Annotated in this window: 39 protein-coding genes; 5 read left to right on the top strand and 34 right to left on the bottom strand. The window is 29.1% G+C overall.

All coding sequences use genetic code 11. The annotated features are described in order from the left end of the window. Nucleotide 1: 1 nt before the first annotated feature. Genes rplO through rpsJ form a run of 20 tightly spaced genes read right to left on the bottom strand, consistent with a single transcriptional unit; the run spans nt 2 to nt 8,359 of the window. Complete coding sequence (gene rplO, locus ACTCCZ_RS01860; RefSeq protein WP_079577046.1) at nt 2-400, bottom strand: 50S ribosomal protein L15; 399 nt, start codon at nt 398-400, stop codon at nt 2-4. Nucleotides 401-404: 4 nt separating this feature from the next. Then, complete coding sequence (gene rpsE, locus ACTCCZ_RS01855; RefSeq protein WP_079577047.1) at nt 405-848, bottom strand: 30S ribosomal protein S5; 444 nt, start codon at nt 846-848, stop codon at nt 405-407. 9 nt (nt 849-857) lie between these two features. Next, nucleotides 858-1,217, bottom strand: a complete 360-nt coding sequence (gene rplR / locus ACTCCZ_RS01850; protein WP_079577048.1) for a 50S ribosomal protein L18 — start codon at nt 1,215-1,217, stop codon at nt 858-860. A gap of 10 nt (nt 1,218-1,227) precedes the next feature. Next, entirely contained in the window at nt 1,228-1,761 is a 534-nt protein-coding gene (rplF, locus tag ACTCCZ_RS01845) for a 50S ribosomal protein L6 (RefSeq protein WP_079577049.1), read from the bottom strand. A 9-nt stretch (nt 1,762-1,770) separates the two neighbouring features. After that, nucleotides 1,771-2,169 (bottom strand): 30S ribosomal protein S8, encoded by a 399-nt coding sequence (rpsH, locus tag ACTCCZ_RS01840; RefSeq protein ID WP_079577050.1) that lies wholly within the window; start codon nt 2,167-2,169, stop codon nt 1,771-1,773. A gap of 13 nt (nt 2,170-2,182) precedes the next feature. Then, complete coding sequence (locus tag ACTCCZ_RS01835; protein WP_079577051.1) at nt 2,183-2,368, bottom strand: type Z 30S ribosomal protein S14; 186 nt, start codon at nt 2,366-2,368, stop codon at nt 2,183-2,185. Continuing rightward, nucleotides 2,368-2,916, bottom strand: a complete 549-nt coding sequence (gene rplE / locus ACTCCZ_RS01830) for a 50S ribosomal protein L5 (RefSeq protein WP_079577052.1) — start codon at nt 2,914-2,916, stop codon at nt 2,368-2,370. The genes ACTCCZ_RS01835 and rplE overlap by 1 nt, the downstream gene beginning before the upstream one ends. A 2-nt stretch (nt 2,917-2,918) precedes the next feature. Then, nucleotides 2,919-3,158, bottom strand: a complete 240-nt coding sequence (gene rplX, locus ACTCCZ_RS01825; RefSeq protein WP_079577053.1) for a 50S ribosomal protein L24 — start codon at nt 3,156-3,158, stop codon at nt 2,919-2,921. Nucleotides 3,159-3,160: 2 nt separating this feature from the next. Further along, entirely contained in the window at nt 3,161-3,529 is a 369-nt protein-coding gene (rplN, locus tag ACTCCZ_RS01820) for a 50S ribosomal protein L14 (protein WP_079577054.1), read from the bottom strand. Further along, the gene (gene rpsQ / locus ACTCCZ_RS01815) at nt 3,529-3,780 is read right to left on the bottom strand and encodes a 30S ribosomal protein S17 (RefSeq protein WP_079577055.1); all 252 of its coding nucleotides are present in this window, start codon (nt 3,778-3,780) and stop codon (nt 3,529-3,531) included. The genes rplN and rpsQ overlap by 1 nt, the downstream gene beginning before the upstream one ends. Nucleotides 3,781-3,796: 16 nt before the next feature. Beyond that, nucleotides 3,797-3,982 (bottom strand): 50S ribosomal protein L29, encoded by a 186-nt coding sequence (gene rpmC / locus ACTCCZ_RS01810; RefSeq protein ID WP_079577056.1) that lies wholly within the window; start codon nt 3,980-3,982, stop codon nt 3,797-3,799. Then, nucleotides 3,969-4,394 (bottom strand): 50S ribosomal protein L16, encoded by a 426-nt coding sequence (gene rplP, locus ACTCCZ_RS01805; RefSeq protein ID WP_079577057.1) that lies wholly within the window; start codon nt 4,392-4,394, stop codon nt 3,969-3,971. Before rplP ends, rpmC begins: the two co-directional genes overlap by 14 nt. Nucleotides 4,395-4,396: 2 nt before the next feature. Then, complete coding sequence (gene rpsC, locus ACTCCZ_RS01800) at nt 4,397-5,095, bottom strand: 30S ribosomal protein S3 (RefSeq protein ID WP_079577058.1); 699 nt, start codon at nt 5,093-5,095, stop codon at nt 4,397-4,399. Continuing rightward, entirely contained in the window at nt 5,095-5,427 is a 333-nt protein-coding gene (rplV, locus tag ACTCCZ_RS01795) for a 50S ribosomal protein L22 (protein ID WP_079577059.1), read from the bottom strand. Before rplV ends, rpsC begins: the two co-directional genes overlap by 1 nt. A gap of 2 nt (nt 5,428-5,429) precedes the next feature. Then, a complete protein-coding gene (gene rpsS / locus ACTCCZ_RS01790; RefSeq protein WP_079577060.1) occupies nt 5,430-5,708 on the bottom strand; it encodes a 30S ribosomal protein S19 in 279 nt (92 codons plus the stop codon). 9 nt (nt 5,709-5,717) lie between these two features. Then, the gene (gene rplB, locus ACTCCZ_RS01785; protein ID WP_079577061.1) at nt 5,718-6,545 is read right to left on the bottom strand and encodes a 50S ribosomal protein L2; all 828 of its coding nucleotides are present in this window, start codon (nt 6,543-6,545) and stop codon (nt 5,718-5,720) included. A 12-nt stretch (nt 6,546-6,557) separates the two neighbouring features. Continuing rightward, the gene (locus tag ACTCCZ_RS01780; RefSeq protein ID WP_079577062.1) at nt 6,558-6,839 is read right to left on the bottom strand and encodes a 50S ribosomal protein L23; all 282 of its coding nucleotides are present in this window, start codon (nt 6,837-6,839) and stop codon (nt 6,558-6,560) included. Nucleotides 6,840-6,841: 2 nt separating this feature from the next. After that, nucleotides 6,842-7,453, bottom strand: coding sequence for a 50S ribosomal protein L4 (gene rplD / locus ACTCCZ_RS01775; protein ID WP_079577063.1), 612 nt, complete (start codon nt 7,451-7,453; stop codon nt 6,842-6,844). Next, a complete protein-coding gene (gene rplC, locus ACTCCZ_RS01770; RefSeq protein ID WP_079577064.1) occupies nt 7,450-8,028 on the bottom strand; it encodes a 50S ribosomal protein L3 in 579 nt (192 codons plus the stop codon). Before rplC ends, rplD begins: the two co-directional genes overlap by 4 nt. A gap of 16 nt (nt 8,029-8,044) precedes the next feature. After that, nucleotides 8,045-8,359 carry a 30S ribosomal protein S10 gene (gene rpsJ, locus ACTCCZ_RS01765; RefSeq protein ID WP_079577065.1) on the bottom strand — a complete coding sequence of 105 codons (315 nt, stop codon included), beginning with the start codon at nt 8,357-8,359 and terminating at the stop codon, nt 8,045-8,047. Nucleotides 8,360-8,654: 295 nt separating this feature from the next. Between rpsJ and ACTCCZ_RS01760 the strand changes: the two genes are divergently transcribed. Next, nucleotides 8,655-9,071, top strand: coding sequence for a hypothetical protein (locus tag ACTCCZ_RS01760; protein ID WP_079577066.1), 417 nt, complete (start codon nt 8,655-8,657; stop codon nt 9,069-9,071). 18 nt (nt 9,072-9,089) lie between these two features. Here ACTCCZ_RS01760 and blaOXA read toward each other — a convergent pair whose 3' ends face one another. Both blaOXA and ACTCCZ_RS01750 read right to left on the bottom strand, forming a co-directional pair. Next, nucleotides 9,090-9,857 carry a class D beta-lactamase gene (blaOXA, locus tag ACTCCZ_RS01755; RefSeq protein ID WP_079577067.1) on the bottom strand — a complete coding sequence of 256 codons (768 nt, stop codon included), beginning with the start codon at nt 9,855-9,857 and terminating at the stop codon, nt 9,090-9,092. Nucleotides 9,858-9,866: 9 nt separating this feature from the next. Next, complete coding sequence (locus tag ACTCCZ_RS01750) at nt 9,867-11,111, bottom strand: NAD(P)/FAD-dependent oxidoreductase (RefSeq protein ID WP_079577068.1); 1,245 nt, start codon at nt 11,109-11,111, stop codon at nt 9,867-9,869. Between the two features lie 164 nt (nt 11,112-11,275). Between ACTCCZ_RS01750 and ACTCCZ_RS01745 the strand changes: the two genes are divergently transcribed. Further along, a complete protein-coding gene (locus ACTCCZ_RS01745; RefSeq protein WP_079577069.1) occupies nt 11,276-11,551 on the top strand; it encodes a hypothetical protein in 276 nt (91 codons plus the stop codon). A 7-nt stretch (nt 11,552-11,558) separates the two neighbouring features. Here the strand turns inward: ACTCCZ_RS01745 and ACTCCZ_RS01740 are convergent, their stop codons facing one another. The 3 genes from ACTCCZ_RS01740 to ACTCCZ_RS01730 are packed head-to-tail and all read right to left on the bottom strand — an operon-like array spanning nt 11,559 to nt 13,594. Further along, nucleotides 11,559-12,215, bottom strand: coding sequence for an ATP-binding cassette domain-containing protein (locus tag ACTCCZ_RS01740; RefSeq protein WP_079577070.1), 657 nt, complete (start codon nt 12,213-12,215; stop codon nt 11,559-11,561). Next, the gene (locus tag ACTCCZ_RS01735; protein WP_079577071.1) at nt 12,202-13,071 is read right to left on the bottom strand and encodes an ABC transporter permease subunit; all 870 of its coding nucleotides are present in this window, start codon (nt 13,069-13,071) and stop codon (nt 12,202-12,204) included. The genes ACTCCZ_RS01740 and ACTCCZ_RS01735 overlap by 14 nt, the downstream gene beginning before the upstream one ends. Then, on the bottom strand, nt 13,061-13,594 hold the full coding sequence (locus tag ACTCCZ_RS01730; RefSeq protein ID WP_159445701.1) for an ABC transporter permease subunit: 534 nt from the start codon (nt 13,592-13,594) through the stop codon (nt 13,061-13,063). Before ACTCCZ_RS01730 ends, ACTCCZ_RS01735 begins: the two co-directional genes overlap by 11 nt. A gap of 25 nt (nt 13,595-13,619) precedes the next feature. Here ACTCCZ_RS01730 and ACTCCZ_RS01725 point away from each other — a divergent pair, with 25 nt between their 5' ends. Beyond that, complete coding sequence (locus tag ACTCCZ_RS01725; RefSeq protein WP_159445702.1) at nt 13,620-13,820, top strand: hypothetical protein; 201 nt, start codon at nt 13,620-13,622, stop codon at nt 13,818-13,820. A 75-nt stretch (nt 13,821-13,895) separates the two neighbouring features. Here the strand turns inward: ACTCCZ_RS01725 and ACTCCZ_RS01720 are convergent, their stop codons facing one another. From ACTCCZ_RS01720 to ruvA, 6 genes are all read right to left on the bottom strand, one after another. Next, nucleotides 13,896-14,711, bottom strand: a complete 816-nt coding sequence (locus tag ACTCCZ_RS01720; RefSeq protein WP_079577073.1) for a phosphate ABC transporter substrate-binding protein — start codon at nt 14,709-14,711, stop codon at nt 13,896-13,898. Between the two features lie 131 nt (nt 14,712-14,842). After that, nucleotides 14,843-15,331 (bottom strand): HIT family protein, encoded by a 489-nt coding sequence (locus ACTCCZ_RS01715; RefSeq protein ID WP_079577074.1) that lies wholly within the window; start codon nt 15,329-15,331, stop codon nt 14,843-14,845. Between the two features lie 26 nt (nt 15,332-15,357). Further along, nucleotides 15,358-16,794, bottom strand: coding sequence for a Mur ligase family protein (locus tag ACTCCZ_RS01710; RefSeq protein ID WP_079577075.1), 1,437 nt, complete (start codon nt 16,792-16,794; stop codon nt 15,358-15,360). Next, nucleotides 16,781-17,500, bottom strand: a complete 720-nt coding sequence (locus tag ACTCCZ_RS01705; RefSeq protein WP_079577076.1) for an alpha/beta fold hydrolase — start codon at nt 17,498-17,500, stop codon at nt 16,781-16,783. Before ACTCCZ_RS01705 ends, ACTCCZ_RS01710 begins: the two co-directional genes overlap by 14 nt. Next, complete coding sequence (locus ACTCCZ_RS01700; RefSeq protein ID WP_079577077.1) at nt 17,501-18,541, bottom strand: D-alanine--D-alanine ligase; 1,041 nt, start codon at nt 18,539-18,541, stop codon at nt 17,501-17,503. It lies immediately after the preceding gene. Nucleotides 18,542-18,555: 14 nt separating this feature from the next. Then, nucleotides 18,556-19,119: a Holliday junction branch migration protein RuvA gene (gene ruvA, locus ACTCCZ_RS01695; protein ID WP_079577078.1), complete on the bottom strand. Its 564-nt coding sequence runs from the start codon at nt 19,117-19,119 to the stop codon at nt 18,556-18,558. Nucleotides 19,120-19,268: 149 nt separating this feature from the next. On the opposite strand from ruvA, the gene ACTCCZ_RS01690 reads away from it, so the two are divergent. Further along, nucleotides 19,269-21,464, top strand: a complete 2,196-nt coding sequence (locus tag ACTCCZ_RS01690) for a methyl-accepting chemotaxis protein (protein WP_079577079.1) — start codon at nt 19,269-19,271, stop codon at nt 21,462-21,464. A gap of 35 nt (nt 21,465-21,499) precedes the next feature. Here the strand turns inward: ACTCCZ_RS01690 and ACTCCZ_RS01685 are convergent, their stop codons facing one another. The 3 genes from ACTCCZ_RS01685 to ACTCCZ_RS01675 all read right to left on the bottom strand — a co-directional run bounded on the left by ACTCCZ_RS01685 (nt 21,500) and on the right by ACTCCZ_RS01675 (nt 23,863). Further along, nucleotides 21,500-21,853, bottom strand: coding sequence for a hypothetical protein (locus tag ACTCCZ_RS01685; protein WP_079577080.1), 354 nt, complete (start codon nt 21,851-21,853; stop codon nt 21,500-21,502). Between the two features lie 82 nt (nt 21,854-21,935). Next, nucleotides 21,936-23,003: a tRNA pseudouridine(13) synthase TruD gene (gene truD / locus ACTCCZ_RS01680; RefSeq protein ID WP_099344792.1), complete on the bottom strand. Its 1,068-nt coding sequence runs from the start codon at nt 23,001-23,003 to the stop codon at nt 21,936-21,938. Between the two features lie 35 nt (nt 23,004-23,038). After that, entirely contained in the window at nt 23,039-23,863 is an 825-nt protein-coding gene (locus ACTCCZ_RS01675; protein ID WP_079577081.1) for a thiamine-phosphate kinase, read from the bottom strand. A 127-nt stretch (nt 23,864-23,990) separates the two neighbouring features. On the opposite strand from ACTCCZ_RS01675, the gene ACTCCZ_RS01670 reads away from it, so the two are divergent. Beyond that, entirely contained in the window at nt 23,991-24,377 is a 387-nt protein-coding gene (locus ACTCCZ_RS01670) for a class II SORL domain-containing protein (protein ID WP_079577082.1), read from the top strand. Nucleotides 24,378-24,618: the final 241 nt, after the last annotated feature.

The following is a 24,618-nucleotide window of genomic DNA, read 5'->3' as shown; positions in this document are numbered from 1 at the left end:
ATTATTTTCCAGTTGTAGTAATGTTTTCGTCTTTGATTTTAGAAGCTAAATCTTTTGCAGCTGAACCGATTAATTTAACCTTCACAACAGATTTAGATAATTTATAAACTGATTTTATAGAATCTAAAGTAATCTCTTCTAACTGTGCAACTTGCTTAACTTTATCTACATTGATAGAGTATGGCTTTTGCACTCTTGAGAAGAAACCAATTTTAGGAAGTCTTCTATGGATTGGTTGTTGACCACCCTCGAAACCTCTTTTATTCTTAAATCCAGATCTAGATTTTTGTCCTTTTTGACCTCTAGTAGAAGTCTTACCCATTCCTGAACCTTGACCTCTACCAACTCTTTTAATATTCTTTGTGCTACCTTCAGCTGGTTGTAAATTACTTAATACCATCTAATTATCCTTTAATTCTAGCTAATGCTTCAACAGTAGCTTGTACAAGGTTGTTAGGGTTATTTGAACCTAAAGATTTTGCAATAATATCTTTAACACCTGATAATTCCAACACAGGTCTTGCCGCACCACCTGCGATTAGTCCCGTACCCTCTGAAGCTGGCTTTAATAAAATTCTTGAAGAATTATATTTATGCTCAATATCATGCGCAATTGTAGTTCCTTTAATAGAAACGCTTACTAATGATTTAAATGCATCATCTAAAGCTTTTTTAATTGCATCAGGAACCTCTTTTGCTTTACCAGTTCCATAACCTACTGTACCATTTTTATCACCAACAACAACTAAAGCTGTAAATCTGAATCTTCTACCACCCTTTACAACTTTTGTTACTCTTCCGATTTTAACGATTGCTTCTTGAAAATCTTCTCTATTTACTGCTGCCATCATTAACCCTTATAGTTTAATTCCATTTTCTCTTAATGCGTCAGCAAATGCTGCAACCACACCATGATACAGGTATCCGTTTCTATCAAATACAACAGTATCAATATTCTTCGCTTTTAAACCTTCCGCTATAATAGCAGCAGTTTTTGAAGCGCTCTCTTTAGTTACACTTAATCCTAAAGTTTTAGAATTAGCTGCAGCTAAAGTGTTACCAGCTACATCATCAATTGCCTGTGCTGAAACATATTTATTAGATTTAGTTATTGTAACTCTTGGAACAGTTGCTGTACCAGAGATACTACCTCTAACTCTTTTTTTTCTTTTTATTCTTAAAGCATTCTTTTTTGCTATCTCTTTTGCTCTACTCATTACTCACACCTTACTTAGCAGTTTTACCGGCTTTTCTAACGATAACCTCGTCAGTATATTTAACACCTTTACCTTTATATGGCTCTGGCTTTCTGAAACCTCTGATAATTGCAGCAGCTTGACCAACTTGTTGTTTGTCAGCTCCCTTAACATGGATTAAGTTTTTCTCAACTGTGATATCTAATCCTTCTGGAATATCATAGTTGATTGGGTGAGAATAACCTAATTGAAGTTCTAAAACTTTACCTTTAACAGCGGCTCTATAACCAACACCGTTGATCTCTAAAGATTTTGCGAAACCTTTATCTAATCCTAATACTGCATTGTTAATAAGTGCTCTATAAGTACCCCAGAATGCTGATGCTTCTTTAGTATCATTTACTCTAGTTAAGACAACTTGATTATCAGCCACTTCAATTCCAACTCTACCGTGAGTCTCAATTGAAGAAACTTTACTTCCTTTTTTTACGCTTACAACTGTATTATCTACAGTTACTTCAATTCCATTAGGTATTGAGATAGGTCTTTTTCCAATTCTAGACATTACACTCTCCTACCATACTGTACACAGTAGCTCACCACCAACTTTTGAAGCATATGCTTCATCGTTAGCGATTATACCCTTGTTAGTTGTAACAATGATTGTACCGTATCCATTTTTAAAGTTTTTTAATTCTGAAAAAGATTTATAAACTCTTCTTCCTGGTTTTGAAACTCTTTTAATTTCATTAATTACTGATGTGTCATTATCATCATATTTTAATGTAACTTGTACTGTTTTCTTATTATTTTCACCATCAATAACTTTGAAACTCTCAATATACTCTTTTTGTTGTAATACTTCTAAAATACCAACAACTGCATTTGAGTGTAGTAATGTTGCAACTTCTAATTTTCTAAGTGCAGCATTTCTTATTCTAGTTAAAGCATCTGCGATTATATCATTCATCATAGCTTAAATTCTCCTACCAACTAGATTTTCTAACACCAGGAAGTAATCCTTCGTTAGCCATTTTTCTTAAACAAACTCTACAAAGACCGAAATCTCTGTATACTGAATGTGGTCTTCCACAAACTGAACATCTTGTATATGCTCTTGAAGAGAACTTAGGAGTTCTCTTTGCTTTAGCAATCATAGACTTCTTTGCCATTACGCTCTTCCTTTAGTAAATGGAATTCCAACAAGCTCTAATAGTCTAAATGCTTCTGCATCATTATCAGTACTTGTAGAAATTGAAATATTCATACCGTGAGTTTTGATGATATCATCATAAACTACTTCTGGGAACATTAACTGCTCATCTAAACCGAAGTTGAAATTTCCTCTTCCGTCAAATCCATTTCTTTTAAGACCTCTAAAGTCTTTAACTCTTGGTAAAGCAACTGAACAAAGTTTGTCTAAGAAAGTATACATATTTTCACCTCTTAGTGTAACTTTTACACCAACTGGCATACCTTCTCTTACTTTAAATCCTGCTACTGATTTTTTAGCGATAACTTTAACTGCATGTTGACCAGCAATTAAAGAGATAGTATCTTGAATGTTTTGCATTAATTTACTATCTTTCATAGCTTCACCAGCACCAACAGAGATAACTACTTTTTCTAACTTAGCAGTTAACATCTTGTTTTTTGGGAATTCAGATTCTAAAACTGGCTTAATCTCATTTTTATATTTTTCGAATAATCTTGCTGCCATAATTAATTACCTTCTACTTTTGCTACATTAGAGATATCAATAGGCATCTCTTTGTTTACAAATCCACCATTAGGGTTTTTTTCTTGATCTGGTTTTACAGTTTTTTTAGCTACTTTGCAATCTTTTACAATTACTTTATTTTGCTTTGGTAACACTTTTAAAACTTCACCAGTTTTACCTTTGTCGTCACCTGTGATAATCTTAACTGTATCACCTTTTTTTATTTTTAATTTAATAGCCATAATTATAGTACCTCCGGAGCAAGTGAAACAATTTTCATGAAACCAGAGTATCTAACTTCTCTAGCTACTGGTCCAAAAATTCTTGTTCCAATTGGTTCTTTTTTACCATCAAGTATAACAGCAGCGTTGTCATCGAATCTAATTAACGAACCATTTTCTCTTTGAACTTCTTTGTGAGTTCTTACAATTACTGCTTTAACAACTTGACCTTTTTTTACTTTTCCTGTTGGAAGAGCTCTTTTTACAGATGCAACAATAACGTCACCAACTGTTGCGTATCTTCTTTTAGATCCACCTAAAACTTTGATACACATAATCTCTTTTGCACCAGTGTTATCAGCTACATTTAATCTAGAAAAACTTTGAATCATTATTTAACTCCTGTAGCTACAATTTTCTTTAATCTGAAAGATTTAGTTTTCGAGATTGGTCTACACTCAATTGCAACAACTGAGTCACCAACATTCAATTCATTCTTTTCATCGTGAATTAAATATTTTTTAAATCTTTTCACAGTCTTATGATATCTTGGGTGTAAAACATTTCTTGTAACTAATACAGAAGCAGTTTTATCTCCAGATCTTCTTACTACAACACCGTGAATCTCTCTTTTTGTACTCATACCTTAGATCCTTAAGTTATTTAGCTGCAGTAATTGCTGTTTGAATTCTTGCGATATCTTTTTTTACCGCTCTTAATTCAGATGTATTTGTTAACTGCATCGTTTTTAGCTTAGCTTTTAATTCAAAAAGAAGCACCTTTTTCTCTTTTAATAACTCGTTTAACTCTGTTAAGCTTTTATCTTTAATATCAGTATAATTCATTTTCGCTATCTCTTGTTACAATTTTAGTCTTAAATGGTAATTTATGTTGAGCTAAAGTTAAAGCTTCTCTTGCTAACTCTTCACCAACACCTGCCATTTCAAAGCAAACTCTACCTGGCTTAATATTCATAACCCATTTATCAACAGCACCTTTACCTTTACCCATTCTTGTTTCTAATGGTTTAGCAGTAAGTGGCTTATCTGGGAAAACTTTAATCCATACTTTTGCCTGTCTTTTAACTTTTCTAGTCATAGCAATTCTGGCAGCTTCGATTTGTCTTGAATCGATTCTTCCATGTTCTAAAGCTTTAAGTCCGAAATCTCCGTATGCTAAAAAGTTTCCTCTTTGAGCCTTACCTCTATTTCTTCCTTTCATTTGCTTTCTGTATTTAGTTCTTTTAGGCATTAACATAATTATTTACCTCTTCTTTTACTTGGTCTTCTTTTTGGTTTAGAAGTTTCAGCTTTTTCAGCAGGAATACCTTTAGCAAGTACCTCACCTTTGAAAATCCAAACTTTAATACCAATACAACCATAAGTTGTATGAGCTTCTGCAAAACCGTAGTCAATTCTAGCTCTTAAAGTATGTAAAGGAACTCTACCTTCTAAGTACCACTCAGTTCTAGCCATTTCAGCTCCACCAAGTCTACCAGAAACAGAAACTTTAATTCCTTTTGCACCTGATTTAAGTGCATTTTGCATAACTCTTTTCATAGCTCTTCTAAATGCAACTCTTCTTTCTAATTGTTGAGCAACATTTTCAGCAGCTAACTGACCAGAAAGTTGTGGTTTTCTTTCTTCTTTGATATTAACAGCAATCTCTTTTCCAACTAATTTAGAAAGATTTGCTTTTAATTTTTCAACGTCTGCACCTTTTTTACCAATGATAATTCCAGGTCTAGCAGCAACGATAGTAACTCTAACTTTTTTTGCAGTTCTTTCTACTATAGTTTGTGCAACACCAGCATAATATAACTCTTTTTTGATATATTTTCTGATTTTATCATCTTCTGCAACGTTTGCAGGTAATTTAGAAAATGAAGGAAACCATCTTGATTCCCAGTTTCTGTTGATACCTAATCTTAAACCTATTGGATTAACTTTTTGACCCATTACTTATCTCCTTTTTCAGCAGCAGCTACTTCAATCATAATGTGTGCAGTTGGTTTATGCTTAGGTGAAGCAGAACCTCTTGCTCTTGGAGTAAATCTCTTAAGAACAGGACCCTTATCAACTCTAGCAGATGTAATAACTGCTTCTTCTGGTTCTAAACCTGCATTTGCAACAGCAGATGCAATAACTTTTGAAATAATTCCTGCAGCTTTATTAGGAGTAAACTCTAATGAAGCAATTGCATATTCAGCATTCATACCTTGAACTTCTCTAGCAATTAATCTTGCTTTGATTGGAGAAACTCTAATAAATTTTAATATTGCTTTAGCCATTCTTATCCTACCTTCTTCTGTACAGAACCTTTATGTCCCTTAAAAGTTCTTGTTGGTGCGAATTCACCTAACTTATAACCAACATGATTTTCAGTAATATTTACAGGAACAAAGTTTCTACCATTGTGTACATTGAATGTTAATCCAATCATATCAGGTAAAACAGTTGATCTTCTTGACCATGTTTTAATAGGTTTTTTATCATTAGCTTCAACAGCTTTGATAACTTTTTTCATTAGGTGCGCGTCTACAAATGGACCCTTTTTTATTGATCTTGCCATCTTAAACCCTTACTTCTTTCTTTTTGAAATGATTAATTTATCACTAGCTTTTTTCTTTCTAGTTTTATAACCTTTAGTTGGCATACCCCATGGAGTAACTGGATGTCTTCCTGAGTTAGTTTTACCTTCACCACCACCGTGTGGGTGATCAATTGGGTTCATAGCAGAACCTCTAGTTTGAGGTCTAATTCCAAGATGTCTAGTTCTACCAGCTTTACCTACTACCATATTGATGAAATCTTCATTTCCTACAATACCAACAGTTGCCATACATACACCAAGGATTTTTCTCATTTCACCAGATGGTAATCTTAAGATAACATATTTTCCTTCTCTACCCATAATTTGAGCATATCCACCAGCAGATCTAGCGATTTGTCCACCTTTTCCAGGTTTTAACTCAATATTATGAACCATAGTACCAACTGGGATACTTACTAATCTTAATGCATTACCAGTAACAATATCAAGTCCAGATTCAGCAGCTTGTACTTTATCTCCAACTTTTAATCCAGATGGTTGTAAAATATATCTTTTATCTCCATCAGCATAAGTTACTAAACAAATTCTACAATTTCTATATGGATCGTATTCGATAGTAGAAACAGTACCTTCTACACCAAATTTGTTTCTTTTGAAATCAATAATTCTATATAACTTTTTAGCACCTGCTTCTTTGTGTCTTGAAGTGATTCTACCGTTATTATTTCTACCAGCACTTGCTTTTACTCTTTTAAGTAAGCTTCTTACTGTTGGTTTAGAAGTAATATCAGAAGTATCCATAACAGACATGAATCTTCTAGCAGGAGTTATTGGTCTAAATTTTTTTAATGCCATACTCTATACTCCTTATGCTGATAGGTTCGCTATTTCAGCGCCCTCTGGCAATGTTACGTAAAACTTTTTAAAGTCAGGTCTTTTACCAACTCTTCCTCTAAATCTTTTTACCTTACCACTTTGTCTTAATGAATTAACCTTTGAAGGTGTCACTCCAAAATACTCTTTAAAAACTTCTTTTAAACCAGACTTAGTCATTCTAGGACTAGTTTGAACAACGATTACACCGTCTTCTTGAAGCTCAATAGTTTTTTCTGTGTATAATATTGCTTTTATATCTGTAATATCTGCCATTTTTACGCCTCTTTTGTTAGTGCATCAAATACTGATTTTTCAATTAGTACTGAATGGTATGCAGAAATTAAATAAGCATTAACTTCTTGCTTTTCAATAACATAACAGTTTTTAATGTTTCTAAATGATAAATAAGTTTTCTCTTCAATTGAATTTACAACAATTAAAGTATCTCTTTTATTAATCTTATTTAAAACTGCCACTGCATCTTTAGTCTTTCCAGACTCAACCTTAACAGAATCAACTACAAATAAAGATTCTTGTTTAGCATGAGCATTTAAAGCATAAGATAATGCTAAAGCTTTTTGCTTTCTATTAACTTTTTGATTGTAGTTTCTTTTAGTAGGTCCAAAAATTTGTCCACCACCAACAAAAAGTGGAGATCTTTTAGAACCCCATCTAGCACCACCAGAACCTTTTTGAGCCTTAGGTTTTTTACCACCACCTCTTACTTCAGTTCTGTTTTTAACTCTAGCTGTATTAGCTCTTAATGATGAAAGATGTGATTTAACATATAAATATAAATTGTGAGAGTTAATCTCATCATATTTTGCTGGTAAATCTAATTCACCATTATTTTCAAATTTTTCATTTAATATTATTGCTTTACTCATTTAGCAACCTTTACTTTTCCTAATGCACCATTTGGTCCAGCGATTGAACCTTTTACAACTAAAATACCTGTTTCAACATCAAATGAAATAACTTCATTTTTTAAAGATACGTTTGTATTTCCGTAATGTCCTGGCATTTTTTTACCTGGTTGAACTCTACCTGGCCACTCAGCATTACCGATTGAACCAACTGCTCTGTGAAATCTTGAACCATGAGACTTAGGTCCCCCAGCAAAATTCCATCTTTTCATACCACCAGCAAATCCTCTACCTTTTGTTTTAAAAGTCGATTTTAAAACTTTAGCTTCAGATAATCCAGATACATCTAAGTCTCCAGCTTCAGTATTTGCTACAGTCATTGTTGCAAATCTATTGAACTCTTTACTTATATTGTATTTTTTTTGTTGACCTTCAATAGCTTTATTAAATTTTTTACCACTTGCAAAAGCTACTATTGCTTTACTGTTTTCAGCTATCTCACATACTTTTGTATCAAGAACTTTTAAAAGTGTAACAGGAACACTTGGAACTGAAACAGTTCTACTCATACCGATTTTTTCAACTATGAATTCCATTCTTTACCCTTTCTTTTTATTCTTGACCCATTGATCTAACTTCAACATCAACTTCTGGAGCTAAATCAAGTTTCATTAAAGAATCAACTGTATCAGGAGTAGCAGCAATAATATCAATAATTCTACTATGTACTCTAATTTCAAATTGTTCTCTAGCATCTTTGTTAACGTGAGGTCCTTTAAGAACCGTATATTTTCTAATCTTCGTTGGAAGAGGAATTGGTCCTCTTAACTCAGCACCAGTTCTTTTAACAGCTTCAACAATAGAAGCAACACTTCTGTCTAAAACTCTATGATCATAAGCTTTAAGCTTTAATCTAATTTTTTCCATTTTTTTCCTTTAAAGAACTCGTTAGTTGCGTTTAAAAAACACCCTAACTATATTTTATGGACGCGGATTATAACTTTTTTTATATAAAATGTCAATGTTTATGGGGCTTCTATAAAAAATATTTTAATTTTATTTCCTTTTAGAAAGGAAGTAATGACTAATATAGTGATTTTTAAGCTTTTTTGGACTTATTTGTGTATTTTTACTATTTTCTTCCTTTTTAAAAGGATAAAAATATTTTTATGCTTTTATAAAGTTAAAATTATATAAACTTTTACATATAATAAGGAGCAATATGATTGAATATATTAATGAAATCTCAAAAGATGAAGACTATATAAGATACAACCATTTTCTAATTAGTGAAAATCTAAATGAACTTTTACACAAAGATTACTATTTATATAATACTAATGAATTTAACAAATCAGATTTAATAGAAGAGCTATACAATAAAAATTTTGTAAATAAGTATGATAAGGTTCAAGATAAACAAATATTTGATTTATACATTAATAATGATAAGTTTAAAGAAAAAACACAATTTATCTATTCAATAATAGATAATAAAAAATTTGAAGAGTTTGCAAAAAACAATCCAAACATTGAAAACCCAAATGATTATACTATTACTTACAATATAGTTGATTCTGCTGGTGTTAAAGTTACTATGTATCAGCTAAGCCTTACAGAAATAGCTTTTGTATTTTAGATAATCATTTTTGATTATCTAAAATACTCTTTTTTGTCTGAAGACTTCTAAGGTTACTTTTTTTCTTAAATCTAATCTTTTAAAATCATCTATTAAAAGATTTGTTGCAAAAAACCAAACGTCATTTTTTGTTTCTAAAAAGCCCACATACCATCCGTGTTTATTTTTTACTGATGTAGCCCATCCAGTTTTTGAACTTAGTTTATATTTTCTGTTTTTTTCTTCAAACATAATATCTTTTACTATATTTATATATTTTTTATCTAGTGGTAGATTATTTAAGTACAATTTCTTTAAAAACTCTACTTGTTCAAATGCTGTGATTTTTATATCTCCATCAAGCCAAAAGCTACTTGAATCAATACCAACTTTTTTATTTCCATAATCAAAAAGCTTTAAATAGTTTTCATACTTTTGTATTGAGATTTGTTTTGCAAACTTTTGATAACACCAAACGCAAGAGTATTTAAAAGCACTCTTTAAAGTTTGGTCTTGATTCCATACATCTAAAAATCTCTTTTTTTTATCCCACTTTATTATTTGATTTTCATCTTTTAGTAGTTTTTCATTTAATATAATCAAACTATTTGGTATTTTGAAAGTTGAAGCTGGCAACAAAGGTTTTGTTGCCCTATTTAAATTATAAGCATAATTTTTATTACTATTTAAAGATTGTATAACTATTGTGCCATCTACATTAAAAGAGTTAAATACTAATCTTATCTCAATATCTTCTGCTTTTAATAAACTACTAATAAATAGTAGTAATACAAATAATCTTTTCATGTTTATCCTTTATTGATAAAATCCTGAAAAAAGTAATATTCCATCACTTTGAGCATTTGTTTTATCATTTGATACTAAATCACTTATTATTGAACCAACAGCTGGAGCAAAAGTCATACCTAACCAGCCTAATCCCATCGCGTATGTCAAATTCTTTATGTTTTCATCTCTTCCTATTAAAGGTATATCATTGGGAGTAAGAGGTCTAAAACCTGTCCAATTTACTTCACCCTTCATATCAAAAGCTCTATTATATTCAAAAAAATTACTTTTTATACTATCAATTTGTTTTTGTACCACAGCAGGATTATTACTTCCTATTTCTAATTTTGAAGTAAGTCTTACACTATCTTTTCTTGGAGTCATAACAATAAACAAATCATTAAATAATGTAGAAGTTTTTGGTACAAACTCTTTTGGCATTTCAAAAGTAATACTATATCCCTTTGCAGGAGTCATCATCAAATCCTTTTTACATTGATTTGCAAGCAATGTTTGATAACCTGTAGACATAATAGTATGTTCAGGTCTATATTGATTTCCATTGGAAGTGATTATATATTTTATCTTGTCATTTCTAATATCTAACTGTTCTACTCTTTCATTTAGTATAAACTCAACACCTTCTTGTTCTAAATGTTTTTTTAATTCACTCATAACTTTTCTTGAATCAAAATGTGCATTCTTTTTAAATAAAATTGCACCCTTTGCTTTATTTGTTATTGTTGGTACATACTCTTGTAATTCATCAAAATCTAAAACTTTAAATCTATCTTCATCTATGTAATTATATTTTTTCAATTTCTCTTTGTAACTTTTCTCTTCTGTAAAAACAGATAACATTCCATCTCTGTGATAATCAAAATCCAAATTATGCTCTTTTATCATTTGTTCATAAAATTGTAAAGATAGTTCTCCATACTTTTCAAAAAGCATCATTGTTTTTTTTGTTCTTTTTTCATTTGCACTAAGCATAAAATTTAAAAGCCACTTGTATATCTTAGGACTTAATGTAGGATGAAAAATTGCTGGAGATTGACCTTTTAGCATAAGCTTTAAAGTATTTGTTATAACTCCTGGATAACTTAAGGGTGTTTTATCATAAGAAGATAATAAACCTGCATTTCCAAATGATGTTGAGTTTGTAATATCACCCTCATCTATTACTGTTACCTCTCTACCACTTTTTTGTAGAAAATAGGCACAATTTAGTCCAACAATACCTCCACCTATTATAACTACATCTCTTTTCATAAAAAATCCTTTTAGATTATGTTTATAATACATATAATACTAAAAAATCATATATAATAAAAAAATTTTTAATCTACATTAAAAATTTAATCAATATTTCAATAGATTTGTTACAATAAACCTAGCTTTTGTTATAATAGAAAAAATCAAAGGAAAATATACATATGACACAAATAAAAGAAGATTTATTAGAAGTAGTTGAAACAACAATGATACCAGAAGTAGAAGCTTATATTGAAGACTTGCATAAACTAATTGAAAAAGGTGAGCAAACAGAAGATAATATGGATGAATCAAGAGAAATGGAGTCATTTCTTTTAGAATTACAAAATATTGTTCTTGCTATAAAAGAAGATAAGATGAATGATGAACAAGCAGAAGAAGTTTACGCTAAAATAGAGCAACTATTAGAAGAGAGTCAAGAAAATCTAGAAGAATAAAAAACTTTTATTCTTCTAAAAAATAACAAAAATCAGCAATATTATTTATTTGCGATTTAAAATGACTAATTATGGAAATAGTAATATTTTGATTTTTTAGCATTTCCTCTATTTTTTGGCTAAGTGATTCATTAAGTGAGGCAGTAGGTTCATCAAGCAATAAAAGTTTTGGTTTTAAGAGTAAAGCTCTTGCTAAAATCAATCTTTGTTGCTGTCCTCCTGATAAATTAAAAGCACTTTTATGTAAAATATCTTTTACTTCATCATATAAATAGACTTGTTTTAAAGCTTCTAATATTCTTTCATTTTTATTCTCTAATTTATGTGTTTTAGCAAAAAAATTCAAATTATCATATATACTCATAGGAAGTAAATCAGGATGTTGGGATACATAGATTATCTCTTTTCTCAAATCTTGTGCTTGATTTTCTTCTAATTTTAATAGATCAATGTAGTTATCATTTTTTTTATAAAGTATTTCTCCACTTAATTTATAATCATCTTCATATCTAATCATAGAATTAATACATAAAAATAGTGATGTTTTTCCTATACCGCTTGGACCTTGAATGGCAGTAATTTTATTCTCTTTTATTTCTAAATTTAAATTTTCAAAAATCACTCTATTTGAAAACTCTAATTTTAGATTTTTAATAATAACCATCTTTTCTTTTAACCCCTTTTTGTATAAGTTTTGTAAGTAAAAATAAAACCAATGAAATAATCAAAAGAATAAGTGCAGCACTAAAAGCTTGATTTAATTCTGTTTCATCTGAATAGTTTGTTGATATATAATAAATATAAAAAGGCAATGCTTCATATTTAGAAAAAATACTACTAGCAATTCCAACACTAGCAACCGCACCTGTTAACATAATAACAGCTGTATCTTCACAAGCTCTACCTAAAGCCAAGAAAATACCACTTAAAAGCTCTTTTGAACAATAAGGAATAAGTACTAAAAAAAGATTTTTAGTTTTGGATAAACCCAATTTCAATGACAATACTTTTATATGTTTTGGAATACTATCCAAAGCATATTGAGTATTTTTTACAATATAAGGCATAACTAATAGTGCTAAAGCCAAAGATGAAAGAAAAAGTGATGGTAAAAAATTTGTTAAAAACTCTTCATGTAAATATATACTTAGTAGTAAAAAAAATAGTCCAATTAATATAGATGGAACAGATGAAAGAAGCTCAAAACAAAAATTAATATACTCTTTTGCTTTTTTATTTGCATATACACTTAAGTATATTCCACTAGCAAAACCAAAAATAAATGAAAAAGCCAAACTCAATATTATAAGCATAAGTGTTCCCACAATTGCAGGAAAAATACCATCAAATACTCTTTGTTTTAACAAAAGAGCATCTACTACATCTGTATCTTGAAAAATTAATTCTAAAGAGATAGAGTCAAGTCCTTTATATAAAACAAATCCCAAAAGTGTATAAACTAAAAATATAGCACCTAAAGTAAAAACATACAATATCAATTTATAAAGTTTATACTTCATATGTTTTACCTTTTATTTTTCTAATAATTAGTATTAGTATAAAATTAGAACTTAAAAGTAAAAATGCACATAAAAAAATTGCTTTAAAAGCCATTGATTCAAAATCATTTGCAAAAATCAATGCTATATGAGATGTTAAACTTCTAGTAGAATCAAATATAGATGTAGGAAAAGCCAATGCATTTCCTGCAAGCATCAAAACAATCATTGTATCACCCAAAGCTCTTGTAGTTGCTAATAAAACTCCTTGACTTAATTGTGTAATAGAATTTTTTATTACAAATTTGAAAAAAAACTCTTCTTTACTTATGGATAAATTCATGCAACATTTCATATATTTATTTGATAAACTATTGAATATATTCAAAAAAATCAGACTCATAGTCGGAATAATAAGCAATGATAAAACAACACTAGCAACAATTATAGATAATGTTGAACTTGGTTTAAAATAACTAATAAAAGGAACAAAAACAAATAATGCTGAAAAAGCATAAATTACAGTAGGAATTGTAGCCATCATCAAAACAGTTTTTTCTAAAAAAAATTTGATCAGTGACGAATTTGTAAGAAATATAATACTACAAATAGAAAATGAAAAAACAAAACCCAAAATCAATGCTAAAAAACTTACAATAAAAGAACCAAATAAAAAAGTTAAGATTCCATACTTATTATCTTGTACACTCCAAGTAAAAGATAAAAGATTTATTAATTCATCAAAACTAAATAAATCTACACATAAATAAAAAATAATAAAAAAAATGCAAAAAACCAAAAAACTACTTATAAGAGTTATTATAAGTAGTCCTTTAGAAAAGATATTATTCATTTACTGGAATAAACCCATATTTTGATACTATTTTTGCGCCCTCATTACTTCTTAGATAAGAAATATAAGCACTTGCTAACTTTGATGGCTCACCACTACTTAATAAATATAAACCTCTTGCAACACTATAACTACCGTTATTTATATTTTCAACAGTTGGTTTAACACCATTTATACTTAATAACTTTACGCTATCATTTGCTACACCTAAAGATATAATACCAATACCATTTGCATCTTTTGAAATGGCTGTTTTCATAGCTGCATTTGATGATACAACTCTTGCTTTATTTGATATAGGTGATTTTTTTAAAGCCTTTTTCCAAAAAACTTTTCTAGTAGCACTTGACTCATCTCTTGTATATAAATTTATAGGTGCATTAGCTAAACCTAACTCTTTAAAATTAGTTATTTTTCCACTAAAAATATCTTGTAACTGTTTTGTTGTTAAAGAATCAATATTTAACTTAGGATTAACAACAATTCCTATTCCATCAATTGCAAAACGAAATAGTTTTAAATCTCCATTTTCAATCTCTTTTTGTGTTGGTTTTCTTCCTGAGTTTGCAAGGTCAATGATTTTTGAACTAACTTGTTTTATACCAATCCCACTACCTCCACCTGCAATTGAAATAGTAATATCTGGATATTTTCTCATTATGTTTTTGATAGCTTCTTTTTCACATTTTATATGAGCTGTTCCACCAGCTATATTTAAAGTACCTTTTAAATTTTCAAATAGTTTTAAATCTGATGCATTTAAAAAAGTTAAAGAGAGTGTGATTAATGTAAGTAGTAATTTTTTCAAAACTTACTCCTATAATTTTATAAAAAATTATGAAGCATAAGTAGTAATTTTTCTCTTATGTTCTGCTTAAACCTTAAGCTTTTTTTATGTTTTGAAATTATATTAAATATTACATTAAATTATTATAATATCTAAACAAAATATTTAGTTGCGCTGTTTTTTAGCCTTTTAAATATCTCATCAAAATCAGCAGGATAGACTCTTGTTTGTCCAATGACTGTGATAAAATTAGTATCACCTTTCCATCTAGGAAGCAAATGATAATGAACATGCTCAGCTATTCCAGCACCAGCAGCATCACTTAAATTCATACCAATATTAACTCCATGTGCATTCATCACATCTTTTAATAATTTAACACCTTGTTTTACTCTAAGGCTAATTCTTAACCAAACCTCATCATCTAAGTCTTCAATTTTATCTGTATGAGTATAAGGAATAACCATCATATGCCCAGGTGAATATGGGTATTTATTCATCACAACATAGCATAATTCATCACTAAATACTACTTGTAATTTTTCATCATCTAAGTTTTTCCCAATATGACAAAAAACACAACCTTTGATTTTGTCTTCTGTTACATATTCATGTCGCCAAGGGGCATATATCTTTTCCATCCTGATTTCCTTTGACAAATAAAATTTTATATAAAGTTTGGTGCATCATTTGCAAAAAGTATCAAATCACCTGATTGGGTTTTTTGTGCTAATAACTCTTCAAGTTTTGATTTGTCTTTTAAAACAATAACTTTTTGTTCATCAATATTTTTACTTAATAAATGTGAATTTAATTTTCCAGTGATTATTGCAAGATCAAAATTTTCATTAATCTGTTTTGCCAATAATATATTTGCTTCATCAGTTGATTCTACAAGTCCTGGAGTTACTATTACTTTTCTACCCTCATATGTTGAGCAAATATTTACAGCCTCAAGCATTCCCTCAAGATTACCATTAAAACTATCATCAACTATTATTTTTCCACCTGCATGAATTAATTGAAGTCTATGTGGTACAGGTTGAAGTTTTTCAAATGCTACTTTTATCTCTTCTAAACTCATTCCAAGTTCAAGGGCTACATATATAGTAGCTGTTAGATTTATTGCATTAAAACTTCCAAGTAAAGGAGCATGAAAGTGCTCTTTTACTCCATTGATTTCCACATCAAACCATATACCATCTAAGTTACTCATTGTAATATTTAAATTATCTGGAAATTTAATAATTGATGGATGTTTTTTTAATGGTACGCTTTCATGTACAAAACCTTTTTTTAATCTTGGAGAGTGAAGCAATTCAGACTTAGTTTTAATAATATTTTCCAAAGTCTTAAAATACTCAATATGCTGTTCACCAACACTTCCTATTACGCAATATTGTGGTTCTAAAAAATTTGCAATTTCTGCAATATCACCCTCTTGTCTAGCTCCAGCTTCTGCAATATAAACTTGTGCATTTGAGGGTAAGTCTTTATTTACATCTAAAACTATTCCAGCAATTGTATTTACAGATCTTGGAGTTTTATATGTAACATATTTATTTTTCAATACTTGATATAAATAGTTTTTTATAGAAGTTTTACCATATGAAGCAGTAATCGCTACTATTTTCAAATTCTTCATAGATTGAACTCTTCTTTTGCCTTGATTTTTAAAAGATATAAAAAATATCTTTTCTAAAACAGTAGAGATAACATATGCCAAAATCAAAGGTATAAACACAGCTGAGATATAGCATGATTGACTAACTAAACATAAAGCTTTAATGGCAAAAGTAACAAACAATAAAATTGCCAAAAATCTTTTTACTCTTGAAGTAAGAACAAGTGGTCTATCAAGTTTTTTATTCCAAAGATAAAATAAACCTGCATAAAATACATAAAAGAATATAGCAAAAGCTATATCATTTAATATATAAAAAATAACAATAGGAAAAACAAAATATGTAAAATGCCATTCTTGTTTATGATGCTTTAATATAACTCTTTCTAGCTTATAATTATACCACTGTAAATTAGTAATCATATACCAACCAAGTGCCATTATGAAAACTATTTCAGTAAATAAATTAAAGTATTCCATTCTTTATTTCCTTTGCTATATCTTCTGCATGAATACAGAAAAAAAAGTGATCTGCTTTGTATGATTTGAATTTTGATTTTTTAATTAACTGTGATATTTTCTTTCCAGATTCAAGTGAAGTTGCTTTATCTTCTTCTCCCCAAAAAATAAGTGCATTATTTGGAAAGTTTGAAAACTGTTTGCTAAAGTCTTCATTTACTACATTTTTAAAAGTTTCATACATATTTTCACTCATTGAATCTACATCTTTACTTCTAAAAATTTTAGTTAGTTTTAAAAAACCCAATTTATTAAATATTTTGGCAAGAAAGATTTTTAGTTTTACATCTAAACTTTTTTTCTCAACAATACCAGCACTACTTAATAAAACAAGATTTTTTGGTTTTAATAAAGTTGCAACTTTTCCACCATATGAGTGTCCTACAATCGCAACTGGTTCTGATTTTATAGCATAAAGTAGTTTTTCAACTATTAAAGCATAATCATTTGTATGCAAAATATAACTATTTGATGTTTTTCCAAAACCTGGCATATCAATATAAATATGTCTAAACTCTTCCAAGCAATGTTCAAAAGCATTTTTCATAATTTGCTTATTGCTTCCCCAACCATGCAAGAAAACTATATCTTGTTTTGCATTTGCATTTACTATTTCATAAGATACATCAAACTCTTTTTCAAAAACTGCTATATTCTTAACTGCCAATTATTTCCCTTTACTTGCTTGAATCTTATTTACATACTCATAGTTTATTAAAATCTTTCTTGTTTTTGGCAATGTTTTAGAAAGTTTTTTTATAACTTCATCAAAATTTGAGAAAAGATAGTTTGCCATACTTCCTGGAACTGGATTTATTTCATTTAAATATACTTCATCATCTTTAACAAAAAAATCACACCTAATAAGTGCTCCCTCAAACTGTGTATTATAAATATCTTTAAATTTTTCTTTTATTTTTTCTTCTAGCTCTTTTGATATATCAGCTTTTAAAGCAGTACTAGTTCTTGCAAAATCTAAATATTTTTTATCAAAATCCAAAAACTCTGCTTTTTGAGGCTCTTCAATAATAGAAAACTCAAACTCACCAGCTATTTTACAAGCTGCTAGGTTATACTCTTTTATTCCATTTACAAAAGGCTCTATTATTATCGCATCATCAAATTCAAAAGCCACATCAAGAGCATACTCTAACTCTTCTTTTGATTTTACAACTGATACACCAATAGAACTACCAAGTCTTACAGGCTTAATTATTACAGGGAACTCTTCAATTAAAATCTCATCATCTTTTGTAAAATATTTATAATCAATAGTTTTTACATTTACACTATGAGCATAACCTTTTGTTAAAAACTTATTAAAACTTACTGCACAAGCTTCTTTTCTTGGACCTATAAAATCAAGATTATTAAACTCTAAAAGTGAAGCAATTACACCATCTTCACCATCACCACCATGCATCATATTTAAATAAACATCTGCTTCTAACTTTTTAGGTTTTGACAAAAATCCAGCTTGTGTAAAAAAACCATCTTTTTGCAATAAAAGCTTTTGGCATTTTTTATACTCACTAGAACTAAAAAGTTTAGATTTTATTGTATCTGTTGGAATATGATAAAAATCTCTATTTTCATCTAAAAATATATACTCTATTTGAACATTTATAACATCTTTCATGGCTATTGCAGATACAATAGAGATTTCATGTTCATAAGAAACCCCACCAAAAATAATCCCTAATTTCAATCTTAACTCCTAAGTTATTTTTGAAGCTTTTTTAAAGCTTCTTTTACAAGTTCACCTGTATTTGTACTAACACAAGTTTTAAGCACTTTTGAGACAACATCTTTTTTGAAACCTAATGATTCCAAAGCAAGAGCAGCATCTAAAGCATTTGTTGCATTTGAAGACTCATCATCACTTCCACCATCAATAACAAATCCAGAAAGCTCTACTAAAATTCTACTAGCACCTTTTGGTCCAATTCCTGGAACTCTTTTAAGCATAGATATGTCATTTGAGCTAACAATTTGTGAAAAAGATGAAGGAGTAAAAGTAGAACAAATTGCAAGTGCAACTTTTGGTCCAACACCATTGATTTTTATTACTGTATCAAAAAGTTTTTTTTCATTTAAATCTAAAAAACCATATAAATTTTGCGCATCTTCTCTAATAATATGAGTAGTATAAAGTTTGACTTCATTTTTCGTTATTTTTGAACTACAATTTATAGAAACAAATACTTCATAAATAAGTCCATTTGCATTTATATGTAAAAAAGTAGGCTCTTTTTTTTCTATTTTTCCCTCAATACCGACTATCATTCTTTGAATCTCTTTAAAATTATTTTTAATTAATTTTCTTAAAAAAAGTGTTACTTTTCTACCGAAACAATACTTTTTTACACCTAGATAATCATATCTAAATGAATTTCATTATATAATAAATAAACTTAAAAAAAAGGGGCGTTATCATGCTCGATATCGTAACAAAAAAGATAAGTAATAAAATAATATTTTCTTTACTGATATTGATGACCATTAGTAGTTTAACTATCGTTTATTTTACAACAAAAAGCGTAAAAGCAGACTCTATTGCCGTAACAAAAGAGAATCTTGCAATGTTAAATAGTGCTATGTTTCAAAGTCTTAGGTATGCTATGAATACAGGTGATCCTGTACAAATTGCAAAAGCTGAGGAAGAAGCAAGACAGATAAAAGGTGTAAGAGAATTAGTGGTAGCAAAAAGTAAACCACTAATAGAAATGTACGATCCAGGAGCAGAATTTACAAATGATAAAGATATTCTTAAATCATTTGAAACAAAAAAGTCACAAATTCTTGAAGTAAGAGAAGGTGAACATCATAATTTAAGAATGATTAAACCAATGGTTGCAACACAAGAGTGTTTGATGTGTCATGCAAATCAACAAGAAGGTGATGTAATAGGGATTATGGATTTAACATTCTCTTTAGATGAAGCTGATGGAAGAATTTATGATTTGATAGTTGAAATTTTAATTATTTCAACAATACTTGGATGGATTACAATAGGTTTAGTTTTATTAGTAGTTAAAAAAGCTACAAATCCTATAGGAAAGCTTAAAGAAGGATTTCAAAATCTTCTAGACTCAAATGATACAAGTGTTAAACTAGAAGTTCAATCAAAAGATGAAGTTGGGGAAGTTGCAAACTTATTTAATGCATATATGGATAAAGTAAGAGATGGTTTAAAACAAGATGAGAAAGTAATAGAAGAAGCAAATGATATTTTAGAAAAAACTGGAAATGGTTTCTTTGTTTACAATGTACAATCAAAAGCAGCAAACCCATATGTGGAAGATTTGAAAAATAAACTTAATTTGATGATTTTAAGTACAAAAGAGACTTTAGACAAAATCAATGATACATTAAGAAACTATTCAGAATCAAATTTTGATTACAAAATTGATGACAAAGGTATTTATGGAGATTTAGGTTCTTTAGCTGCTGGAATTAAACTTGTTGGAAATAACACTTCTGAAATATTAGCAATGATTATGAATACAGGTGATGAGCTTAGTAAAAATACTCATTTACTTTCAACTGCTTCTGAGAACTTATCTGCTTCATCAAATGAACAAGCATCAAGTTTAGAAGAAACAGCTGCTGCATTAGAACAAATCACTTCTAATATAAAAGGAAATACAGAAGCTACAGTTAGAATGGCTAGCTTAGCTCAAAATGTAACAGGTTCAGCTAAAAAAGGTCTTGATCTTGCAAATACAACAGCAACATCAATGGAAGAGATAAACTCAAAAGTTACAGCAATAAATGACGCAATTGAAGTAATTGACCAAATAGCATTTCAAACAAATATTCTTTCATTAAATGCAGCAGTTGAAGCTGCAACTGCTGGTGAGGCTGGAAAAGGTTTCGCAGTTGTTGCAGGTGAGGTTAGAAATCTTGCAAGTAGAAGTGCACAAGCAGCAAGAGAGATTAAAGAGCTAGTTGAAGATGCAAGTGATAAAGCAACAAAAGGTAAAGATATCTCTACTAATATGATTGAGGGATATAATGAACTAAATAGTCATATAGCAAATACAATTGAGATGATTGATAGTGTAGCAACTGCATCTAAAGAGCAAGAAAAAGGTATCGTTCAAATAAATGATGCAGTAAATAACCTAGATCACTCAACACAAAGAAATGCTACAGTTGCAGATGATATATCAAAAATGTCTGCGCAAATTGCATTTATGTCAGATTCACTTGTAACAGCAGCTTCAAGAGCAAATTTCTTAGAAGAAGCAAGAGATGGAGTTGCAAATGTTGATTTAGTTTATGATACAGCAAAATTAAAAGTTGATGTATTAAAACTAAAAGATACAGTATATTCACAACTTGGTAAATACAATAATTGGGATGTTAAAGAGAGTAATTCACTTGAAGAGTGGATTAAAAACTATGAAAACTCAACAACAAATGTAAATACAAATGCCATTGAAAAATTAAGAAAATTAAACAAAAGTTTAAGTACAAAACTTCAAACACTTGTTAGTGCAAATGCAAATAAACAAGACAATGCCTTATTAAATGAGCAAGCAAAAGAAGTAGAAATAGAAGCTTTAAGAATTTTTGGAGAATTAAATGCTCTAAAAAAAGATGCTTGTAAACATATGAAAAAATAAAATAGATAAAAGAAGAAATAAACTCTCTTCTTTTATCAACCTTGCATTTGCTTAATCAAAGCTTCTAACTCTTCTTCTGACATATTGTCTTCACTATTGTCAATATTTTTAGCAGAATTGGCTAGATTATATTGAGATTTATCAATATTATTTTTCTCACAAACAAAATTTACGACTCTTTCTATTCTTTGTCTATGTAAATCTTGATGCTGTAAAAGACCAAGTGAATTGGAAATTTTGTTAGTTAATTTCTCTTTTTCTCTAATAGAAAGTTCCATAGTATCAATACTTTCTTGCAGAAATTCAAAATCTTCATATATCTTACAAGCATGAATTTCGGACTCTTTAATCACATCACAAAGTTCTTTAATTAACTCTTCATATTTCATATACAGCCTTTATAAACTTTTATATTATAAGTCTATCTTTTTTTAACTTAACTATATAAACAAAAGAGTCATTTTTTTATATTTAATGAATAAGTTCTGCAATTAATTCAGTAGCATATGAGCCTTTTGGAAGATAAAAAGATAACTCCATCCAGTTTTTATCTTCTTTATAATTACTTTCAATATCAGAAGGGAATATCCAAGCAAATCTTCTTGCACCATCTTCTTGAACAACTTCTTTTGTAAAATCTTCCTCAATACTCAATGCTTCACCTTGAGCTTTTTTAATCTTTTTACCGCATAAAAGTCCAGTTGGAACTCTATCTTTTGCATAAAATTTTGAAGCTTCACTTTGTATATCTTCAACATAAAAAATCTTACCAAAAGGATAATGTGACATTAAATCTCCATGCATTATTTTAAAAGGATGTTCTTGACTTTTCATCTGTTTTACTAAATCTAAAGGAAGATTTAATTTTTCATAAATCTCTTTTGGTTCAAAAGATTCAATTAGTTTTGAAATTTCTATTCTTTTTGAAAGCCAATTATTAAAAAGATAACTTTGATAAGAGTTAATAAACATTTGTCTTAGTTTTCTATCTTTTTCTTTTAAAGTTCCATTTATTATTGCTTCACCTTTTTTATAATTATCTCCTTCAATTCCAAATCTTTGAAAACCAAAATAGTTTGGTATTCCAAAAGCAGCAATTTGAGCTAAAACTTGCTCTATAATTCTAGCATCAACAGGACTAACTCTTTTTAATCTAATAAAAAACTTATTTCCTTTTAAATGCCCTATTTTTATTTTATTATTATGATAAGTAGTTTCTAATATTTTTATTTTTTCATGATTAAAACTACTTAGTTTATCTTCATATTTTTTATGTACAGATATAGATTGAATTGTCATTGCATTTTTATCTTTTAAGCCTGCATAACCAATATCTCTATGTTTACATCCAAAGTGATTAGCAAATATAGAAACTGCATCCCACGTTGTCAGCTCTTTTTTTCTGAACTTTATAATTAGATGCTCACCCTCCTTTGAAAACTCATATAAAGGCTCTTCTGTTACAACAAAGTCATCTTTACTTTGTTTGAAAACAACATTTATTTTTGCATGATTTAAGTATCTTTGTATATTAGTCAATTTTATTCCTCATTTTGATTGTTTTTTGTATTGTATTAAAAGTGATGATTTTTTGCATCTGTTTTATAGCTGCCTTTTATTGCTTTTGCAAATATATTTAAAGACACATTATGTTTTTTAGCACTTTGCATAATCTTTTCAAGATTCTTTTTAGAAAAAGTAAAAAGCATTTCATACTCTTCACCTGATGTACCTATATCAGATGATATTTTATCAAAAAATTCAAAATCTACCTTACTTGCTTTTGATAATCTTTCTAACTCAAAAAATAATCCATCTGATATATCTAAAGAAGCATTTACATATTTTGAAATATCATAAAAAAAATCACCTTTTAATTTTGGCTTTATAAGTTTTGATTTTGAAGCTATTTTTTTGCCCTTTAAAGCTTTTTTCAAATCCTTCTTGCAACTACCAAGATCTCCTGTATAACATACTAAATCATCAATCTTTACTCCACTTCTATATATTGGATTTTGGCTTTTTGAAATAATAGTTATTGAAATATCAAGTTTTTCATTGCTTATTGTATCTCCACCAATAATTTTAATACCATAATCTTTTGCAACTTTTTTAAAACCATTGGCAAGTTTTCTTAAATCACTTGTAGAAAAATCTTTAGGAATTGCAACAGTTAAAAGTGCATAAAGTGGCTTTGCATTCATAGCAATAGCATCTGAAATATTAACAAGCATAGATTTAGTAGCAATCTGTTTTAAACTCATCCACTCCCTTTGAAAATGTACATTTTCAAAAAAAGCATCTTGAGAATAAACCATATTTCCAACTACTGCTGCATCATCACCTATAAGTTTTGTTTGATTAGTAAATTGTTGTATAAAATAGTCTTCTTTATTCATGACGCAATTATATCAAAATAATCCTCTAAAATCTAATTTTTTACTTAAATTATTTTCTTGGTAAAATATATTCTTATTAATTAATAATTTTTATTATATAATAATACAATTTTAACAAGGAGAACTAATGCCAAAGATTAACAAATACGTAGATATTGATACAGTAGAAAGAGAAGCAAAAAAAGACTTAATAGATAGACACTCACCATTTATTCACTGTAAGGAAACTGCAAAAGCAGGAGAACCATTTGAAGTAACTGTAAAAATGGGAAATGAATATACACATCCAGATGATTTTGATCACTATATTGAGTCTGTTGCGTTATATAATAAAGAAACACTATTAGCAAAAGCTACATATGTTCCAGGAACACTAGGAAATGTAAAAGCTCATAATACAACTACATTTACTATTATTCCAACAACAAAAAAATTAAACCTAGTTGCACACGGATACTGTACAAAACACGGAATTTGGGAATCAACGCCCGTGATTGTTGAAGTAGAAGCATAAAAAATTATTAATACTACTCGAATAAATTCGAGTCTCCAACGGAAGCGCGAATTCATTCGTGCCTCTTTCAACACTGGACGCGCGAATTCATTCGTGCAAAACCTTAGTCCACAAAAGACTCGAATAAATTCGAGTTTCCAAAAAGTTTCCAACACTGGAAGCGCGAATTTATTCTTTCAAGCAAATTTAGTTCCAAAACTACATAAGCAGTTTGCTTTTTTATTACTTATTTATATATATT

The organism is Malaciobacter sp., assembly GCF_055140965.1.
This window is presented reverse-complemented; position numbering and strand designations above follow the sequence as displayed.

Coding starts and splice junctions, on each gene's coding strand:
- ACTCCZ_RS01690 (WP_079577079.1), top strand. CDS start 19,269: ATGCTCGATATCGTAACAAAAAAGATAAGTAATAAAATAATATTTTCT.
- rpmC (WP_079577056.1), bottom strand. CDS start 3,982: ATGAATTATACTGATATTAAAGATAAAAGCTTAACAGAGTTAAACGAG.
- ACTCCZ_RS01710 (WP_079577075.1), bottom strand. CDS start 16,794: ATGGAATACTTTAATTTATTTACTGAAATAGTTTTCATAATGGCACTT.
- rplX (WP_079577053.1), bottom strand. CDS start 3,158: ATGGCTATTAAATTAAAAATAAAAAAAGGTGATACAGTTAAGATTATC.
- ACTCCZ_RS01735 (WP_079577071.1), bottom strand. CDS start 13,071: ATGAAGTATAAACTTTATAAATTGATATTGTATGTTTTTACTTTAGGT.
- ACTCCZ_RS01745 (WP_079577069.1), top strand. CDS start 11,276: ATGACACAAATAAAAGAAGATTTATTAGAAGTAGTTGAAACAACAATG.
- rplV (WP_079577059.1), bottom strand. CDS start 5,427: ATGGCTAAAGCAATATTAAAATTTATTAGAGTTTCTCCAATCAAAGCA.
- ACTCCZ_RS01835 (WP_079577051.1), bottom strand. CDS start 2,368: ATGGCAAAGAAGTCTATGATTGCTAAAGCAAAGAGAACTCCTAAGTTC.
- rplE (WP_079577052.1), bottom strand. CDS start 2,916: ATGGCAGCAAGATTATTCGAAAAATATAAAAATGAGATTAAGCCAGTT.
- ACTCCZ_RS01685 (WP_079577080.1), bottom strand. CDS start 21,853: ATGAAATATGAAGAGTTAATTAAAGAACTTTGTGATGTGATTAAAGAG.
- ACTCCZ_RS01780 (WP_079577062.1), bottom strand. CDS start 6,839: ATGGCAGATATTACAGATATAAAAGCAATATTATACACAGAAAAAACT.
- rplO (WP_079577046.1), bottom strand. CDS start 400: ATGGTATTAAGTAATTTACAACCAGCTGAAGGTAGCACAAAGAATATT.
- rplB (WP_079577061.1), bottom strand. CDS start 6,545: ATGGCATTAAAAAAATTTAGACCAATAACTCCTGCTAGAAGATTCATG.
- rpsJ (WP_079577065.1), bottom strand. CDS start 8,359: ATGGAAAAAATTAGATTAAAGCTTAAAGCTTATGATCATAGAGTTTTA.
- rplF (WP_079577049.1), bottom strand. CDS start 1,761: ATGTCTAGAATTGGAAAAAGACCTATCTCAATACCTAATGGAATTGAA.
- blaOXA (WP_079577067.1), bottom strand. CDS start 9,857: ATGAAAAGATTATTTGTATTACTACTATTTATTAGTAGTTTATTAAAA.
- ACTCCZ_RS01750 (WP_079577068.1), bottom strand. CDS start 11,111: ATGAAAAGAGATGTAGTTATAATAGGTGGAGGTATTGTTGGACTAAAT.
- rpsQ (WP_079577055.1), bottom strand. CDS start 3,780: ATGAGTACAAAAAGAGAGATTCACGGTGTTGTAGTAAGAAGATCTGGA.
- rplN (WP_079577054.1), bottom strand. CDS start 3,529: ATGATTCAAAGTTTTTCTAGATTAAATGTAGCTGATAACACTGGTGCA.
- ACTCCZ_RS01715 (WP_079577074.1), bottom strand. CDS start 15,331: ATGGAAAAGATATATGCCCCTTGGCGACATGAATATGTAACAGAAGAC.
- ACTCCZ_RS01760 (WP_079577066.1), top strand. CDS start 8,655: ATGATTGAATATATTAATGAAATCTCAAAAGATGAAGACTATATAAGA.
- ACTCCZ_RS01730 (WP_159445701.1), bottom strand. CDS start 13,594: ATGATGGCTACAATTCCTACTGTAATTTATGCTTTTTCAGCATTATTT.
- rplD (WP_079577063.1), bottom strand. CDS start 7,453: ATGAGTAAAGCAATAATATTAAATGAAAAATTTGAAAATAATGGTGAA.
- rpsS (WP_079577060.1), bottom strand. CDS start 5,708: ATGGCAAGATCAATAAAAAAGGGTCCATTTGTAGACGCGCACCTAATG.
- ACTCCZ_RS01675 (WP_079577081.1), bottom strand. CDS start 23,863: ATGAATAAAGAAGACTATTTTATACAACAATTTACTAATCAAACAAAA.
- ACTCCZ_RS01740 (WP_079577070.1), bottom strand. CDS start 12,215: ATGGTTATTATTAAAAATCTAAAATTAGAGTTTTCAAATAGAGTGATT.
- rplP (WP_079577057.1), bottom strand. CDS start 4,394: ATGTTAATGCCTAAAAGAACTAAATACAGAAAGCAAATGAAAGGAAGA.
- rplC (WP_079577064.1), bottom strand. CDS start 8,028: ATGGAATTCATAGTTGAAAAAATCGGTATGAGTAGAACTGTTTCAGTT.
- rpsE (WP_079577047.1), bottom strand. CDS start 848: ATGGCAGCAGTAAATAGAGAAGATTTTCAAGAAGCAATCGTTAAAATC.
- rplR (WP_079577048.1), bottom strand. CDS start 1,217: ATGAGTAGAGCAAAAGAGATAGCAAAAAAGAATGCTTTAAGAATAAAA.
- ACTCCZ_RS01670 (WP_079577082.1), top strand. CDS start 23,991: ATGCCAAAGATTAACAAATACGTAGATATTGATACAGTAGAAAGAGAA.
- ruvA (WP_079577078.1), bottom strand. CDS start 19,119: ATGATAGTCGGTATTGAGGGAAAAATAGAAAAAAAAGAGCCTACTTTT.
- rpsC (WP_079577058.1), bottom strand. CDS start 5,095: ATGGGTCAAAAAGTTAATCCAATAGGTTTAAGATTAGGTATCAACAGA.
- rpsH (WP_079577050.1), bottom strand. CDS start 2,169: ATGATGAATGATATAATCGCAGATGCTTTAACTAGAATAAGAAATGCT.